This window comes from Streptomyces sp. cg40 (genome assembly GCF_050320165.1).
GTDB classification, from domain to species: Bacteria; Actinomycetota; Actinomycetes; order Streptomycetales; family Streptomycetaceae; genus Streptomyces; species Streptomyces hokutonensis.
On record NZ_CP190128.1, the window covers coordinates 5,692,547 to 5,708,340 of the forward strand.

At 72.0% G+C, this 15,794-nt stretch carries 13 protein-coding genes; 7 read left to right on the forward strand and 6 right to left on the reverse strand.

From position 1 onward, the window contains the following. Positions 1-97: 97 nt before the first annotated feature. Genes ACQHII_RS25405 through pstC form a run of 4 tightly spaced genes read right to left on the reverse strand, consistent with a single transcriptional unit; the run spans position 98 to position 7,155 of the window. The gene (locus ACQHII_RS25405) at positions 98-2,812 is read right to left on the reverse strand and encodes a hypothetical protein (RefSeq protein WP_427921466.1); all 2,715 of its coding nucleotides are present in this window, start codon (positions 2,810-2,812) and stop codon (positions 98-100) included. Beyond that, positions 2,809-4,509: a phosphate ABC transporter substrate-binding protein PstS gene (locus tag ACQHII_RS25410; protein ID WP_427921467.1), complete on the reverse strand. Its 1,701-nt coding sequence runs from the start codon at positions 4,507-4,509 to the stop codon at positions 2,809-2,811. The genes ACQHII_RS25405 and ACQHII_RS25410 overlap by 4 nt, the downstream gene beginning before the upstream one ends. Beyond that, positions 4,509-6,122: a phosphate ABC transporter permease PstA gene (gene pstA, locus ACQHII_RS25415; protein WP_427921468.1), complete on the reverse strand. Its 1,614-nt coding sequence runs from the start codon at positions 6,120-6,122 to the stop codon at positions 4,509-4,511. Before pstA ends, ACQHII_RS25410 begins: the two co-directional genes overlap by 1 nt. 1 nt (position 6,123) lies before the next feature. Next, complete coding sequence (pstC, locus tag ACQHII_RS25420) at positions 6,124-7,155, reverse strand: phosphate ABC transporter permease subunit PstC (protein ID WP_427921469.1); 1,032 nt, start codon at positions 7,153-7,155, stop codon at positions 6,124-6,126. A 302-nt stretch (positions 7,156-7,457) separates the two neighbouring features. Here pstC and ACQHII_RS25425 point away from each other — a divergent pair, with 302 nt between their 5' ends. After that, positions 7,458-9,005 carry a PH domain-containing protein gene (locus ACQHII_RS25425; protein WP_427921470.1) on the forward strand — a complete coding sequence of 516 codons (1,548 nt, stop codon included), beginning with the start codon at positions 7,458-7,460 and terminating at the stop codon, positions 9,003-9,005. Positions 9,006-9,011: 6 nt separating this feature from the next. Here the strand turns inward: ACQHII_RS25425 and ACQHII_RS25430 are convergent, their stop codons facing one another. Then, the gene (locus tag ACQHII_RS25430; protein WP_427921471.1) at positions 9,012-9,350 is read right to left on the reverse strand and encodes an antibiotic biosynthesis monooxygenase family protein; all 339 of its coding nucleotides are present in this window, start codon (positions 9,348-9,350) and stop codon (positions 9,012-9,014) included. 278 nt (positions 9,351-9,628) lie between these two features. Here ACQHII_RS25430 and ACQHII_RS25435 point away from each other — a divergent pair, with 278 nt between their 5' ends. The 6 genes from ACQHII_RS25435 to ACQHII_RS25460 all read left to right on the forward strand — a co-directional run bounded on the left by ACQHII_RS25435 (position 9,629) and on the right by ACQHII_RS25460 (position 15,360). Further along, positions 9,629-10,717, forward strand: a complete 1,089-nt coding sequence (locus ACQHII_RS25435) for a beta-ketoacyl-ACP synthase III (RefSeq protein ID WP_427921472.1) — start codon at positions 9,629-9,631, stop codon at positions 10,715-10,717. 166 nt (positions 10,718-10,883) lie between these two features. Further along, positions 10,884-11,117, forward strand: coding sequence for a phosphopantetheine-binding protein (locus ACQHII_RS25440; protein ID WP_362980941.1), 234 nt, complete (start codon positions 10,884-10,886; stop codon positions 11,115-11,117). Further along, complete coding sequence (locus ACQHII_RS25445; protein ID WP_427921473.1) at positions 11,117-12,352, forward strand: beta-ketoacyl-[acyl-carrier-protein] synthase family protein; 1,236 nt, start codon at positions 11,117-11,119, stop codon at positions 12,350-12,352. Before ACQHII_RS25440 ends, ACQHII_RS25445 begins: the two co-directional genes overlap by 1 nt. Positions 12,353-12,367: 15 nt before the next feature. Continuing rightward, on the forward strand, positions 12,368-13,363 hold the full coding sequence (locus ACQHII_RS25450) for a 3-oxoacyl-ACP synthase III family protein (RefSeq protein WP_427921474.1): 996 nt from the start codon (positions 12,368-12,370) through the stop codon (positions 13,361-13,363). Between the two features lie 48 nt (positions 13,364-13,411). Further along, complete coding sequence (locus tag ACQHII_RS25455) at positions 13,412-14,173, forward strand: ferredoxin (RefSeq protein WP_427921475.1); 762 nt, start codon at positions 13,412-13,414, stop codon at positions 14,171-14,173. Continuing rightward, complete coding sequence (locus tag ACQHII_RS25460; protein ID WP_427921476.1) at positions 14,170-15,360, forward strand: cytochrome P450; 1,191 nt, start codon at positions 14,170-14,172, stop codon at positions 15,358-15,360. Before ACQHII_RS25455 ends, ACQHII_RS25460 begins: the two co-directional genes overlap by 4 nt. A 7-nt stretch (positions 15,361-15,367) precedes the next feature. On the opposite strand, the gene ACQHII_RS25465 is transcribed toward ACQHII_RS25460, so the two are convergent. Beyond that, positions 15,368-15,718 (reverse strand): hypothetical protein, encoded by a 351-nt coding sequence (locus ACQHII_RS25465; RefSeq protein ID WP_427921477.1) that lies wholly within the window; start codon positions 15,716-15,718, stop codon positions 15,368-15,370. Positions 15,719-15,794: the final 76 nt, after the last annotated feature.

Below are 15,794 nucleotides of genomic sequence, written 5' to 3' on the forward strand. Positions count from 1 at the left end.
GAATCTGAGAGGGTGGTGCGAGCCGTCCGCCCCGACTGCCTTTCGGGGCGGACGGCGGTTCATGGGGGAGCACTTGCGTCTCCGGGGAGTGGTGCTTTTAGGGGCGCGGGGAACTGCGCGACCAGCCACGACGCGCCCGCAGTCGACGAACTACCGTCTGCGTTGAGGCAATTGACAACCGTCCCCCGCCGGCGAACGGCGCCCCAATCCCGGCCACAGCGCCAAGTACCGCACCGACCGGCACGGCATAGCGCAGCGGACTCGCAGGGTCGGCAGGCGTCGTCCCCGCCGCCGTAGTCGCCACGGCCTGGCCCCCGTCGTACGACGCCGACGCGCTGGGCGCGACACTCGCACCGCCGCCGACGCCACCGGCACCCGTACCGGCACCGCCCGCAGTGCCACCGGTCCCCCCGGCGGAGCCACCCGCACCGCCGCCCGAGGCGGAGGTACCCCCGGCGGCCGAGCCGCCGCCCGCTGTGGACTTCGGAGCGGTGTACGCGACGAGCACGTCCGCCGCCACGCCGGCCTGGGCGCGCAGCTTCACGGTGAGCGGCGCGTAGCCGTACGGCAGCCTGCCCGGATCGGCCCCCTGCGTCTGGCCGGCGCCCGAGGCGTACCGCAGCAGCGCCGCGTAGTCCTTGCGGGCGGCCTTGCTCACCTTCCCGGGGCGCACCGCCGCGTACACCAGCTCGGTCAGCGGATACGCGCCCTTGGCCGTGGCGTTCGCCGGGGTGACCTCGGGGACGCCGGAGCCGGTGGCGGTCGCGGCCGCCGCGGTCAGGGCGGCCGCGGTCGGGGCCACGTACTGGCCCGCGTTGTTCTGCAACTGGGCGGTCTGGAGGCCGTAGCGGGCGGCGGAGGCCGCGTCCGTGATGGTGATGACGAAGCGCGAACCGACGATCTGCGGGCCGGAGTTCTTGTACGCCGGCGGGGTCGCCAGCGGGTCCCAGGTGGACTTCCACAGGGTGTCCGCGCGGCGGGCGTGCAGCGCGCCGGCGTGCATGTCCTCCACATAGGGGTGGAAGTCGATCATGCACTGCTTGTTCGTCGCGGGTGCGCCCGAGCCCGGCGGGATCGTGCACCACGGGTCGCTCTTCGGGTAGTCGTCGGTGTGCGACGGGTCGAAGGCGGTGCCGGTCGGGTTCAGGTCGGCGTTGGTGCTGTAGTACGGGTTGACCCGCATGCCGTCGTCGTCGGGGACACCGGCGAGGAACCGCCGGGCGTCCTTGTCGGCGAGGATCCACTGCCAGATCGCGCGGGCGGTGTCGGAGTGGCCGAGCGAGGTCAGCAGATCGGTGTCGGTGGCCGGGGTCTCGGCGACCGACAGGTAGGCGAACTCCGGGTTCAGCGCGATGAATTCGGGGTCGGTGGCGAGCCCGGACGGGTTCTTCCGCGCCCAGCCGTACCCCTTGACCGCCGTGCCGCTGATGACCGAACCCCAGGTGGAGCTGCGGTACGACTCGGTGAGCAGCTTGGCGACCAGGCGGGCGTCGAGCCTGATGGACTCGACCTTGGTGCCGTCGAGTTTCTCTTCGGACGCCGGTGCCCCGGACGAGGATCTGCGTTCGATCGTGAAGCCGATGACGGCTCCGGAGAGGGCGACCGGCGCGTACGTCGTCGTGTCCGACGGCGCGGTCGTGCCCGTGTCGGCTCCGAGCCTGCGGGTGGTGAACGCGAGACCCGTCGAACCGTCCGCGATCAGCCGGGAGCGGGTGTCCGGCTCGCCGAACTCGGTGTAGCTGTACACCTTGCCGGCCGAGCAGAGCTTCGCCTGCCAGCTGGTCATCGCGTCCGCCACCAACTCGCTGCCGGTGGTGGGGCGTTCGTCGGCGCCGAGCGGGCAGTTGGTGCCCACGCTGTTGAAGTCCAGCCTGACCGCGATCCGGTTCTGCCAGTTGGTGGAGGAGACCGGGGAGCCGGCGTTGACCTGGCTCTTGTCCGCGTACGGTTTTCCGTCCAGGTCCAGATGACCCTGCGGGACGATCACCAGCCAGCAGGAGCGGGGCCTGGTCACGCCGTTGGTGGTGACGGGCGTGCCGCAGCCGAGGTGGGGCGCCTCGTTGGCCGTCTGGACCTCGAAGAACTCCTTGCCGGTGCCGTCGGCGCCGGTGCGGGCGAAGTCGACCTCGTTGGTGGTGTTGCGGCTGAAGAACTTGTTGTTCTGGGTGTTGGTGGTGATCGTCGTGCCGTCCACCGACGTGAAGGGGACCTCGCCGGGGGCGTTCGGGTTGGCGGCGCCGTAGCGGTTGTCCTGGCCGTAGTTGGTGGGGTCGGCGCTGTAGAAGATCTGCCGGGTGTCGTCCTGGCCGTTGCCCGGCCAGCTGCCCCGGTCGGTGGTCGGGGAGGCACCGTACTGGCACTGGGTGCGGGACGGGCCGGGGTTGGCGGGGACCGTGCCGTCGTCGTCGCCCCAGCACTGCATGATCTGTACGAAGTCGGTGTTGAACTGCGTGCCCGCGAAGGCGGTCGGTGTGCCGCCGGTCCAACTCACCGTCACCGCTTGACTGGTGAGGTGGGTCGTCTGGTCGACCGTGAACTTCATGTCCTTGAACTCGCCTCGGCCCGAGACGGTGACGGCGGAGCCCGCGCTTGCCGGCGCGGCTGTGGCGGGCGGGGCGGACTGGCCTACGGCGAGGCCGACGAGGGCGCCGATGGCTGCGCCGGCGATGAGCCGGACCAGTAGCCTCGGCTTCGCCATCGCCTTCCGACTTCCCACCCGCACCGCCCGTGCGGCTTTCGTCGTCGGGTGCCGGTGGCCCTTGTGGGGCGGGATCGCCGTCGGCGGGTGCGGGGCTTTGGGTGTGCTCGTCATCGTGAACTCACCTCGTCCTGGCGGTCGTTGGTGCTGCGGGACGTGATCAGGCGGGAGGCGATCGACGGGAGCAGCAGGAGGCCCAGGATCAGGACCGCTGCCAGGAGCATCAGGGTCTGGGTGGTGGTCCAGCCGTGTTCGGTGGAGACCGCCACCGGCTGGGCCAGGGCGATCGTGCCGTCCGCCGCGGCTGCCGCCGCCGTGCCGGTTCCGCCGGACGCGGTGCCTGTTCCGCCCGAGGTGAGGGCCTGTCCTGTGTCCGGGTCTACGGAGGGTTGGGCGGAGGTGCCGGTGCCGCCGGTCGTGGTGGTGCCTGTGCCGCCCGTCGTGGTGTCGCCCGTGCCGCCGCCGGACGTGGTGCCGCCGCCGCCCGAACTGCCGTTGCTCGTGGAGGACTTGGCGCCGCCGCTGCCCGTCGTGCAGGCCGTCGCGCCCTGCTTGTCGCAGGGTGACGGGTAGGGGGCCGTCTCCGCGAGCTTGTTGCGGCCGGTGGTGGTGAAGGTCGGGTTGTTGCAGTTCTTGATGTTGATGTTCTGCGCCCGCACGCCCGGGATGCGCTTGATCTGGTCGAAGCCGGCCTTCACCAGGTTGATCGGGAGGGGTGAGTAGCCGAGCGACGGCGCCTGTTGCTGGCCCTGGCACATGAAGTAGTAGGAGAAGGCGCCCAGCGTCTTGCCCTTGTCCTTCGTGAACGTGCCCTGCACCTTCAGCGGCAGGATCATGTACGAGTAGCTGGAGAGCGGGTAGTTGCGCCTGTCGGTGTCGTTGTAGACGCCGTCGAGCTGCTGGGTGAGGTAGTCCGCGGAGGACTTGTCGGTGTTGATCTTCGCCTTGAGGAGCGAGACCGCGACGTTCTTCGGGGTGGGCTCGGTGTAGTAGCCCGCGTGGTTGAGGACCTTGGCGACCGGATAGTGCGCGTTGAGGGCGTAGGAGTAGTTGACGTAACCGATCGCGCCCTCGCCGTAGTTCTGGGCGATGTAGCCGGCCACGCCGAGGTCGCCGGACTGGGCGATCATGCCGGAGACGGTCGGGTAGTACGAGGTCTGGCCGCAGGCGCCGGAGCGGCCCACCTTCGCGCAGTACGCGTTCCAGAGGGACTTGTGCTGGGCCGCCATCCACATCGTGAACTGGGCGGTGGAGCCGGAGCCGTCGGAGCGGACGACGGGGACGATGGTCCGGTGCGGGAGTTGCAGCCCCGGGTTGTCGGCCTTGATCACCGGGTCGTCCCAGGTCTTGATGGCCCCGGTGAAGATCTTGGTGACCACGGCGCCGGAGAGGCGGAGGTTGGTGACCCGCTTGCCGTTGACGGTCAGGTGGTACATGAACACCGTGCCGCCGGCCACGATCGGCATGTAGGCGTACGAGCCCGAGCCGGGGCGTTCCGCGGCGCTGCCGTCGGTGGGGTGGGTCTGGAACGGGATGTCCGACACCGCGAAGTCGACGGTTCCGCTGAGGAACTGACGCCGTCCGTCGGAGGAGCCGGTGCCGGCGTAGCTGATCCGCATGCCGTACTGGTTGACCGCGCGGCGCCATTCGTCGACGGCGTTCTCCGCCCAGGTGGAGCCGGCGCCGGAGATGGGGGTGTAGCTGTCGGCGGCGGCGGGGCCGGCGAGGGGCCCTGCGAGGAGCGCGACGAGGGCGGCGAACACGGCGCCGAGCGCCCGCAGGGGGCGGGGGAGGCTGCGATGGCTGGGCATCAGTCGGTCGTCTCTCCGGGTGCGGGCTGGTGGGTGGCGGGGTTTTCGTTCCCACCCGCACCACCCGTGATGGTTGCGTCGTCGGGTGCGGGTGGCCCCTGTGGGGCGGATCCGCCGTCGGCGGCCGCGCGTGCGTCGTCGCGTCCGGGAGCGCCCTCCGTGTCGGCTTCGCCGCCACTGCGTGCGTTGGTGGTGGCGGTTGCGTCGCGGGGTGCGGGTGGTGCCTGTGGGGTGGGTTCGCCGTCGACTGGTGCGGGTGGTTCGGGGGCGGCTGCGGCCAGTGCTGGGTTGGGGGTGCGGGAGGTCGTGACGGGTTCGGCGCCGTATGTAGTGCGCGTGCCGTGGGCGTCCGTGGGTGTCGGTGACCCCTTCTCGGGTCTCTCGGCGTCGGTCTTCGTGGCCGGTTCTTGGGGACGCGCGTCGAACAACGACAGTCCCGGTGACCGGAGTTCGTCGAAGCGGGCCGCGTCCCGGCGGGAGGCTCGGGCCGTGCGGCGGGCCTGGCTGCGGGTTTGCTGGCCCGGGCCTCGGCCGCCGATCACCCGGGCGATCACGAACAGGATCAGGACCAGGGCCATCAGGACTGCCGCCGCTCCGAAGCCGCGGGCGATCATCGCCGGTTCGGGGGAGCGGACGAAGCTGAAGACCGCGAGGGGGAGGGAGATCATCGGGCCGTGCAGGGGGTCGTAGTTCGTGGCTGCTGTGAAGCCTGCCGTCAGGAGGACCGGGGACGTCTCGCCGATGCCTCGTGCCGTGCCGAGGATCACCGCTGTGGCGAGTCCTGAGCGGGCCGTTGGCAGGACCACGTGCCAGACCGTGCGCCAGCGTGGTGCGCCCAGGGCCTCCGCGGCCTCGGTGAGTGTGCCGGGGACGAGGCGTAGGACCACGTCCGCCGCTCTGATCACGATCGGCAGCATCATGACGCTGATCGCGAAGCCGGCCGCAAGTCCTGACTTCTCCATGCCCAGTTGGAGGACCCAGACGGCGTAGACCATCAGGCCGGCCACGATGGACGGCAGTGCGGTCATCGCCTCGACGATCGTGCGGACGAAGCGGGAGAAGCGGCCGGGGATCTGGTTGAGGTACACCGCGCAGGCCAGCCCCAGCGGGACGGTGATCAGCAGCGCGATGGTGATCATGAGGAGGGTGCCGACCATCGCGTGGGCTGTGCCGCCTACGCCGAGGGGGTCGAGCGGGCCCGCCGCCTGCATGTCCTGGTGGAAGAAGTTGGTGTAGGTGAGTGCCTCTCGGCCCCGCCAGAGGGTGAAGCCGACGACCAGGGTGAGGGCGGAGAACAGCAGGGCCGCCGCCGTCCACAGCACCACCGTCATCACCCGGTCGCGTACCGCCTGGCCGTTCTCCTCCAGGCCGGTGAGTACGCCGTAGACGACCAGGGAGACCGTGTACCAGGTGACCGCGAAGCCCAACGTCCCGGAGAAGGGGGCCAGTTCGCCGAACAGGAGCACGCTCACGCAGAGGCCGGACACCGCGGCCCCGGACAGGGCCAGCACTCCGGAGCGGGTGGGGCCGCCGATCCGCCGTGGTATGTCCGGGAGTTGGGGGGCCGGGGCTTCCGACTCCGGTGTCACTACTGCTTCTTCTACGACCGTCATCTCATGCCTCGCTCTGCGCGCCGGACCGCGAGCGGGCCGCGATCGTGGACGCGGTGAAGTTGACCGCCAGGGTGAGGAGGAACAGGGCAAGGCCTGCCGCCATCAGGGCCGACATGCCGAAGGACGAGGCGTCGCCGTAGTGCAGGGCGATGAGGGAGGAGACCGAGTTGGAGCCGGTCTGGAGGATGTGCGGCTGGATCACGAAGACCGGCGAGATGATCATGTAGACGGCGATCGTCTCGCCCATCGCCCGGCCGAGCCCGAGCATCGTGCCGCCGATGATGCCGCCCTTGCCGTAGGGCAGGACGACCGCGCGGATCATGCCCCAGCGGGTCGCGCCGAGCGCGTAGGCGCCCTCGCGTTCGCCGGCCGGGGCCTGGGCGAAGACCTCGCGCATCACCGAGCACTGGATGGGCGCCACCATCAGCGCGACGACGATCCCGGCGACGAACGCGGACGCGGTGTAGACGCTCGCGGAGGCGAGCGGGTCGCCCGGGTGGGTGCCGTCGACCTTGAAGAGGGGGATCCAGCCGAACCAGTCGGACAGCCAGCGCGACAGGCCGATCACGTGTGCCTGGAGGAAGAAGAGGCCCCAGAGGCCGTAGACGACGGAGGGGACCGCCGCCATCAGGTCGACCAGGCTCACCAGGGTGCGGCGCAGGCCTCGCGGGGCCACGTCGGAGATGAACAGGGCCGTGCCGACGGCCAGGGGTACGGAGATCGTGACCGCGACCGCCGCGATCAGCAGGGTGCCGGTGAGGACCGCCGCGATGCCGAACCTGTGGACGTCCGGCTGCCATTGGGCCGTCGTGAGGAAGGACGGGCCGGTGGCGCGCAGTGCCTGCGTGGCGCGTAGGAGGAGGAACAGTCCTACGGCGGCCATGATGGCGAGGACGGCGATCCCGGTGGCGGTCAACTGGTAGCGGAACACCCGGTCGCCGAGCCCTCGGGCGGCCTGTGGGCGCCTGGGGGGCGGATCGAGCACGGGTCTGTGGGGCTCCGTCCGGTCGGAGCCCTTCTGCGCGGACAGCACGTGTCCCTCCACCTGAGGAAACGAAACGAAACGAGACGAAAGGAAACGAGGCGCTTCGCGACTTCCCGGTGGATGCCGCGCGAAGTGAGTCAATGGCCGGATTCTTTCGGTGCAGAGCTTCACATGTGGAGAGTTGGTGAACGGGTCATGTCACTTCAGTGGGGCTGCTGTGGAGGAGGTGCCAACGAGGGCACTCCTGGGGGCCGTCGGGCACCTTGCCTCTCCCGGGCAGCCTGGCCGGCCGGAACACTGCCGGACATTGCACAAGCCCTTGCCGTGCGGGCGGGGGCAGAGTGTGGGCCATGACAACCGACGTCCGCGAAGTGCACTGCCGTGCCCGTCCGCGCCACGCCCTGTGGCTGTCCGTGGCGTTCGCGGCGGCGGGCGTCGGGGCGTCGGTGGGGTGGGCGGCGTATCGCGGTCCGGGTGTGGTGTGGCTGGTTGTCGGCGGGGCGTTCGCGCTCGTCGGGCTCGTGTCGCTGCACATGGTCACCGCCCAGGTCAGTGCCGACGCGCGCGGTCTGCGGTCCTGGACCCTGCTGCGCCGCTGGAGCGTGCCCTGGCCCGAGGTCGCCGAGCTGCGGATACGGCTGAAGCGCGGGAACGGCTCGCGGGGCGGGCAGATCCGTCGCGTCGGTGTGCTGCTGCGGGACGGGCGCAGTCGGACGCTGCCCCTGCCGGTCGCGACCGGACCGTATGAACTCGGTGTGTTCGAGGAGAAGTTGGACGGTCTGCGTGTGCTGCACCGGCGCCACGGGGCCGGGGTCGCGCAGGCGGCGGCCGTTCCCGTCGTCTCGGACCGTACCGCCGGGCGCGGGTGGGCGGGGACCGCGGTCCTGTGGTGTGTGGGGCTGCTGGTGGGTGCGGGCGTGGCCGCCGCGTTCGTGTCGGGCACCGCGGCCGACCAGCGGGCGTGGCGCGCGGCCGTTCCGTGCAGCGCCGCGACCCCGGCCGCTGACCGCCGGGAGTGCCTGACCTACACCTCGGCCGTGATCGCGCGGACCGACCCCAACCGGCCCAAGAAGAGCAGTTGGCTGTACTTCGCCGACGACCGGCCGTTCGCGCGCCTTGAGGTTCCGGTCGAGGCCGCCGACGGGTTCCGTGCCGGTGACAGGGTCCAACTCACCTTCTGGCGCGGCGAGGTGAGGGTCGTCACCGGCTCGCGGTACGTCTGGCACCGGCACGTCCCGAACGCTGGCACCCTGGCCGTCCTGTCGGCCTTCGCCGCTCTCGGCGCGGGCTACCCGGGCGCGCTGACCGTGCAGCGGGTGCGTGGACGGCGGCTGCCCGACGACGAAGTCCTGCCGTCCGCCCTGCCGTTCGTGGTCCCGCTCGGCGGTACGGCTCTCTGGCTGGTGCCGTTGTGCTACCTGCACCCCACGGGCCTACTGGCCTCTCCTGGCGCGATCACCTGGGCGGCTGCGGGCACGCTGGTCACGGGCGCGCTGCTGGTGTGGGCCTGGCGCGAGACCCGGGTCCGCCCGGTCGGCGATGCCGAAGTAGCCGTAGAACTGGCCGAGTTGGACGGCGAGGTGTTCGTGTCCGCCCGCTTCCTGGAGCACACCGACTACAACCCGTACGGCTTCGGCACCCATATCGCCCTCGGTGACGGGCCGCCCGCGGTGACCCCGGGGCCGGGCCGGTTCGCGGCCCGGCGGATCCCGGTGGAACGGATCACCGTCAAGGCCGTACGTCGGGCCCGGGGCGGCGACGGCGACACCGTCCCCGGTGACTGGCACATCGCCGAACTCGACGACGGGGGCCGCCCGGTGCGCCTCGCGGCGGCACCGGCCGACCTGGCCCGCGTCCTGCGTGAACTGACCGCGGTGCGGGAACGGGAGCCGTCGTAGAGCGTCTCAGTCCTGCTTGGGGCCTGCCTGCTGGACCACTTCGAAGGTCCACAGTGTCGCGTCCGTCGCGGCGGGCCTGGGGCGCTCGGCCTGCGCGGAGCCGTCCTGGGGTGTGCCGCGGTGGGCGGCCTGGCCCATGCCGGACATCCACTTCTGGAAGTCCTCCTCGGCGCGCCAGCGGGTGTAGACGAGGTAGGTGTCGGTGCCCTCGACGGGGCGGAGCAGCTCGAACCACTCGAAGCCGTCCGAGCCGTCCACCGTCCCGGCGCGGTTCGCGAACCGCTTCTCCAGCGTCTCGCGCTGCTCTTCGGGGACGGTGAGTACGTTGATCTTGACGATGCTCATGGGCCCATTGTCCCAGCGCCGTCACCCGCCCCGGTGAACTGGCGTGTCCTCCGGGGCGGTTGTGTGCCGAACGGCCGTCACCGGCCGTCCTCTTTCGGGTGATCCGTGGACGGCATAACGGCCGTAACGTTTCCTCACTTCGCCCGCCCACCTGCGTTTTTGCTGGTGAGGGGCGTTGTTTGGCGCACAAGTTCGCATCGTGTCACGTGCCCGGCCGGATCTTGATCCGATCTACAGTCGTGCTCGCTCGTCCAAGATCACTGACGAACGAGGCGTGTGTGACCCACCGACTGCCCAGCGCAGCCCCCCTCTTGACGCCGTCGCGGACGGCCGTGCTCGAGGGCATCGCCGGTTACGTCCCCCCGGACGCGGTGGCGAACGACGCCCTGCCCGCCGCGTGGGGTGTCGACGACGCCTGGGTGCGCAGACGCACCGGCATCGGCGAACGGCGGCGCGCGGCACCAGGGGTGACCACGGGCGACCTCGCACTGGAGGCGGCCGGACGGGCCCTCTCGGCGGCCGGGCGACCGGCCGTCGACGCCGTCGTCGTCGCCACCTCCACCCCGGACCGGCCGATGCCGGCCATGGCGCCCCGGCTCGCCTCCCGGCTCGGCCTCGGCGGTCCGGCCGCCTGGGACGTGTCCGCCGCGTGCAGCGGATTCGTCTACGGTCTCGCCGCCGCCGTCGGTGCCCTGACCTCGGGGTGCGCCGACCGGGTGCTGCTGGTCGCGGCCGAGGTGTACTCGACGCTCCTCGATCCGCAGGACCGTTCCGCCGGGATCCTGTTCGGCGACGGCGCCGGGGCGGCCGTCCTGCGGCGCGGGACACCGGACGAGCCGGGCGCGGTGCTGGCCCTCGACCTCGGCAGCGACGGCTCGGGGGAGGGGCTGATCCAGGTGCCGGGCGGCGGTGCGCTGGAACGGTCCCGGCCGGGCGAATTCGGCCCGGACGACCGCTACTTCCGCATGCGGGGACACGACGTCTTCCAGCATGCGGTGACCCGTATGACGCAGTCCGCCCACACCGTGCTCAAGCGCGCGGACTGGGCGGCCGAGGACATCGACCGGTTCTGCGCCCACCAGGCCAACGCCCGGATCCTGTCCGCCGTCGGCGCCCGCGTCCCCGTGTCCGGCGACCGGCATGTCACCAACATCGCCCGGGTCGGCAACACCGGCGCCGCCTCCATCCCGCTGGCCCTCGCCGACGCCGCCGCGCGCGGTGAACTCCGCGCCGGGCAACGGGTGTTGCTCACGGCCTTCGGCGCCGGGCTCACCTGGGGCTCGGCGGCCCTGGTCTGGCCGGAGCTGCCGGAGGTGCCCGGGACCGAGGGTGTCGGCACCAGCGACGGTGGCGACCCGGCCGTGTGATGCCGCCGTGTGACGCCGGCCGTGTGACGCCGATCGTCCGAGACCTCGCCCGTTCGCGGGCGGCCCCGCTGTTCCCCGTCCGCCGGTGATTCGTCGTCTTCGCGTACCGCGAAACAGGTCGAGCGCCCCGATTGTGCAGCCCCGCCCACTCGTCGAAAGGAACACCATGTCTCCCGTCCAGAGTGCCGTGACCGCCGTACTCACCCAGAAGTTCGAGGTCAGCCCCGAGTACATCCGTCCGGAGGCCACCCTGGAGAGCCTCGATCTCGACTCGCTCGCGCTGGCCGAACTCGCCCTGGCGCTCCAGGAGGAGCTGGGGGTTCCGGTCGCGGAGGAGGAGGCCGCCCGGCACTGCACCGTGGGTGAGCTCGTCGCCACGCTGAACGCCAAGCGGGCGTGATGACAGCACCCTGCGCACCCGTCTCCGTCACCGGCCTGGGGCTCATCACCCCGGCCGGGGTCGGCCGCGCCGCCACCTGGGAAGGGGTCCTGTCCGGTCGTTCTACGGCGGCCACCGATCCCGAACTCAAGGGCTGTGCCGTCGACTTGTCCTGCCGTATCCCCCTCATGACACCGGAGCAGGCCCGGATCGGCGGCGGCAAGGCCTGGCGCATGGGCCGCTTCAGCCAGCTGGCCGTGCTCGCCGCGCGGGAGGCGGTCGCCGACGCCGGACTCGACCCCGCCGGGTGGGACGGCGCACGGGTCGCCGTGGTGATCGGCTCGGGGCTGGCCGGGGCCGCCCATCTGGAGGACCAGACCCTCCGCCACCACCAGGGCGGCCCGGAGCTGGTGTCGCCCGCGCTGGTGCCCATGCTGATCTCCAACATGGCAGCCGGGGAGGTCCTGTTGGACCTCGGCGCCCATGGTCCCTCCCTGGCGACCGAGAGCGCCTGTGCCTCCGGGGCCAGCGCCCTGGCCACCGCCCGCGCGCTGCTGCTCGCCGGGCTGTGCGACATCGCGGTGGCGGGCGGCGCGGAGGCGGCCGTCACCCCGGTGATCACCTCCGGCTTCCAGCGGATGGGCGCCCTGTCGTCCCGGGTCGGTGAACCCGGCGCCGCCTCACGGCCGTTCGCGGCGGACCGGGACGGATTCGTGATCGCCGAGGGCGCCGCCGTCCTCGTCCTGGAACGGGAGGCGGACGCCCGCGCCCGAGGACAGCGGCGCTACGCCCGGCTCGCGGGCGTCGGCCAGACCTCCGACGCGTTCCACCCGACCGCCCCCGCACCAGGGGGAGTTCACGCCGAGGCCGCGCTGCGCGCCGCGCTCGCGGAGGCGGGGCTCGGTCCCGGAGACGTCGACCACGTCAACGCGCACGGCACCTCGACCCCGCTCAACGACCTGACCGAGGCCGAGTTGATCGAGCGCGTGCTGCCGCACCGGCCAAGTGTCACCGCGCCCAAGGGAGTTCTGGGCCACGGCCTCGGCGCGGCCGGCGCGGTCGAGGCCGCGCTCACCGCCCTCACCGTGCACCGCTCCACCGTGCCGCCGATCGCCAACCTCACCCCGGACAACCTCCCCTACGACCTCGACTGCGTCACCGGCCTCCCCCGCCGGCAGCGCGTCCGGGCCGCCGTCAGCCACTCCTTCGGGTTCGGCGGGCACAACGTGGTGCTGCTCTTCACCGGAGAGCACTGAACACAGGAAGGATCGATGACCGTTCACAGCACGATCGTTCACGCCACCGTCCACATCCCCGAGGGGCGGCAGAGCGTGGCCGCGGTGGAGGACCGCTTCCGGGCGGGCAGCCCCGCCGTGCCGCTGGCCCGCGGGGTGCTCCAGCGCATGTACGGGCTCGCCGAGCGCACCGTGGCCGACGACCTGGAACAGCCCTCCGACCTGGCCGCCCACGCGGCCCGGCGCCTCCTCGACGACACCGGCACCGGCCCCGCCGACATCGACCTGCTCCTCTACGCCGGCATCCTCGCCGACATGGAGGAGCCCGCCACCGCCCATGTCGTCGCCGACAAACTCGGCCTGGGCTGCCCGGTGTTCGACCTGAAGAACGCCTGCAACGGAGTCCTCAACGCGCTGGAGGTCGCCGACGCGCTCATCCGGGGCGGACAGTACCGCCGGGTGCTGGTGACCACCGCCGAGGTCAGCACCCGGGAGAGCCGCTGGCAGCTCGACGACCCGGCCGACCTGGCGACCGCGCTGCCCAGCCTCAGCACCGGCGACATGGGCTCGGCGCTGCTGGTCGAGGCGGGCGGGCGGCCCGGCATCCTCGGCTCCCGGTTCTTCGCCAACTCCTGGGGCTGGCGGGCGGCCACCCTGCCCAACCCGTACGCCCAGCACCGCAGACTCGGCCATCTCCGCATCGACTCCGCCGAGTTGGTGGGGTCGTTCGACGGGCTGCCCGGCAAAGTGCGGGGTGCCATGCGGGAGTTGGGCGTCGAGGGCGACGACCTCGACCTCGTCTGTGTGCACCAGCCGTCGGTGCCGTTCACCAAGGTCGTGTGCGAGTGGGTGGGCGTGGACCCGGGGCGCATCCTGGCCACCTTTCCCACCCACGGCAACGTGGCGACCAACACCATCCCCCTGCAACTCGCCGCCGCCCTCGACGCCGGGCGGCTGCGACGCGGCGACCTGGTCGGCATGTTCGGCTTCGCGAGCGGGGCCAGCGCGGGAGTGGTCGTCGCCCGCTGGTGAGTCCCGGCACCGGCCCGTCCTCAGGCTCCGTACGAAGGTGAAGGCACCATGACCACGACCCGCGTCCCCCGCATCCCACCCCTCCCGCCCGCCGAATGGCCCCCGGTCCTGCGGGCGTTGCTCGCCGACTCGCACCGGGACGGCCCCGGCCGCGAGAACCTCTTCGGCACCCTCGCCCACCACCCCGTCCTGGCCCACGCCTGGCTCTCCCTCGCCCGCGTCCTCACCCACGAGGGCACCCTCGGCCACCGCAGACGCGAGCTGATCGTCCTGCGCGTGGCCCACCGCCTCGACGCGCCCTACGTCCACCGGCGGCACCGCACCCCGGCCGCGGACGCCGGACTCACGGCCGCGGAGATCGACGCGACGGCGGCCGACCTGGACGCCCACGCCTGGACGGGCGAGGACCGCGACCTCCTGGAGGCGGCCGACCTGCTCGCCGCCAACTCCCCGGTTCCCGACGCGCTTTGGAGCCGCCTCGCCCGAGTCCTCGGTCCCGGGCAACTCGTCGAGCTCCTGGTCCTGGCCGGCCAGACCGCCACCATGTGCGCCACGCTCAACACCCTCCGCACCCCCTCCGACCGGCAGCCCTCACTCGTCGTCCTCCTCGACCGCGAACGCTGTTGCAGCGCGGGCCAGTGCGTCGGCGCGGCACCCGAGGTGTTCGAGCAGGACGAGGCGGACGGCCGGGTCGCCCTGCTCGTCCCGGAGCCGGACGCGCGCCACGCCGACGAGGTCCGGTTCGCCGCCGACCTGTGCCCCAGCGGCGCCATCACACTGGTCGACGAGGAGGAGCCGGCCCGCTCATGACGACCGCCACCACTCTCGAACTCCCTTCCCCCTACGGCAGTTGCCCCTTCTCCCCGCCGCCCGCCTACACCGACGCCGCCCGCGAGGCCGCCGTCACCCGTGCCGCGCTGCCGGACGGCACCGCGTGCTGGCTCGTCACCGGCTACGACGAGGTGCGCGCCGTGCTGGCGGACGCCCGGTTCAGCGCCGACGCGCGCACACCGGGCTTCCCCTTCCTCTCCGCCGGGCAGCGCGAACTGGCCACCGCCAAACCGAGCTTCATCCGCATGGACGATCCCGAGCACGCCCGGCTGCGCCGCATGGTCAGCAAGGACTTCCTGGTCAGGCGGATCGAGGAACTGCGCCCGGGCATCCAGGACATCGTCGACCGGGCCGTGGACCGCATGACCGAGGGCCGCACCTCGGCCGACCTGGTGGCGGACTTCGCGCTGCCGATCCCCTCGCTGGTCATCTGCCTGATGCTGGGGGTGCCGTACGAGGACCACGAGGTGTTCCAGTCGCTCAGTCGGACACTGCTCGACAACCGCACCACCCGGCCGGAGGCGGAGCGGGCGCACACCGAACTCATGGGTTATCTGGCGGAGTTGGCCAGGCACAAGCGCGGCCACCCAGCGGACGACATCCTCAGCAGGCTCGCCGCCCGCGAGGACCTGACCGCGCAGGAGACGGCGTCGCTCGGCTTCCTGCTGCTGGTCACCGGGCACGAGTCCACGGCCAACATGACGGCCGTCAGCGTGCTCGCACTGCTCCAACGCCCGGACCAGGCGGCCCTGTTGCGCGCGGACCCGGCCCTGGTGCGGGGCGCCGTGGAGGAGTTGCTGCGCCACCTCACGATCATCCACCTGGGCCTGGGGCGCGCGGCGACCGAGACCGTGCGGGTGGGCGGGGTGACGATCCCGGCCGGGGACGGCGTGATCTGCATGCTGTCCACGGCCAACCGGGACCGCCAACTCTTCGGCGAGGCGGATGACTTGGACCTCACCAGGGACGCGCGCCGCCATGTCGCCTTCGGCTACGGCATCCACCAGTGCCTGGGGCAGACCCTGGCCCGCGTGGAACTCCAGACCGTCCTCGCCACCCTGCTGCGCCGTCTGCCCGGACTGCGGCTCGCCGTCCCGGCCGATCAACTCGCCTACAACCAGGACACCATCGTGTACGGGCTGCGCGCGCTGCCGGTGACCTGGTGACCTGGGACTAGAAGACCCGCTCCAGGTCCTGTTGGACGATCGTCCGCATGCTGTGCTCGGCGAGCGCGGCGGCCTGCGGGACGGAGGTGGCGAAGTCCGCCTTCGTGGGCTGGAGGGTCGTGCCGTGGTACATGATCGAGCCGCCGCCGACCGCCGCCCCGCACATCGCCGTTATGCCGTCTCCTACGACGGCTTCGAGCACGCCGGTGTGCGGCGTCCAGGTCTTGTCGACGCCGCCGACGATGGCGTGGTCGGTGAGCCAGGACCAGGGCGGAGACGCCTGCTCGGGCCAGCCGCGACGCGGTGACGCGCCGAGCAGGCCGCGGCGGCTGAGGGTGGGGGAGGCGTGCTCGGGCATATGAGGGAGTCGAGTACCGGCGGGGGCCGCGCGTCGCAGCTGCCCGGACCCCGCCGGTGAGGTCCCTGTTCCTCCG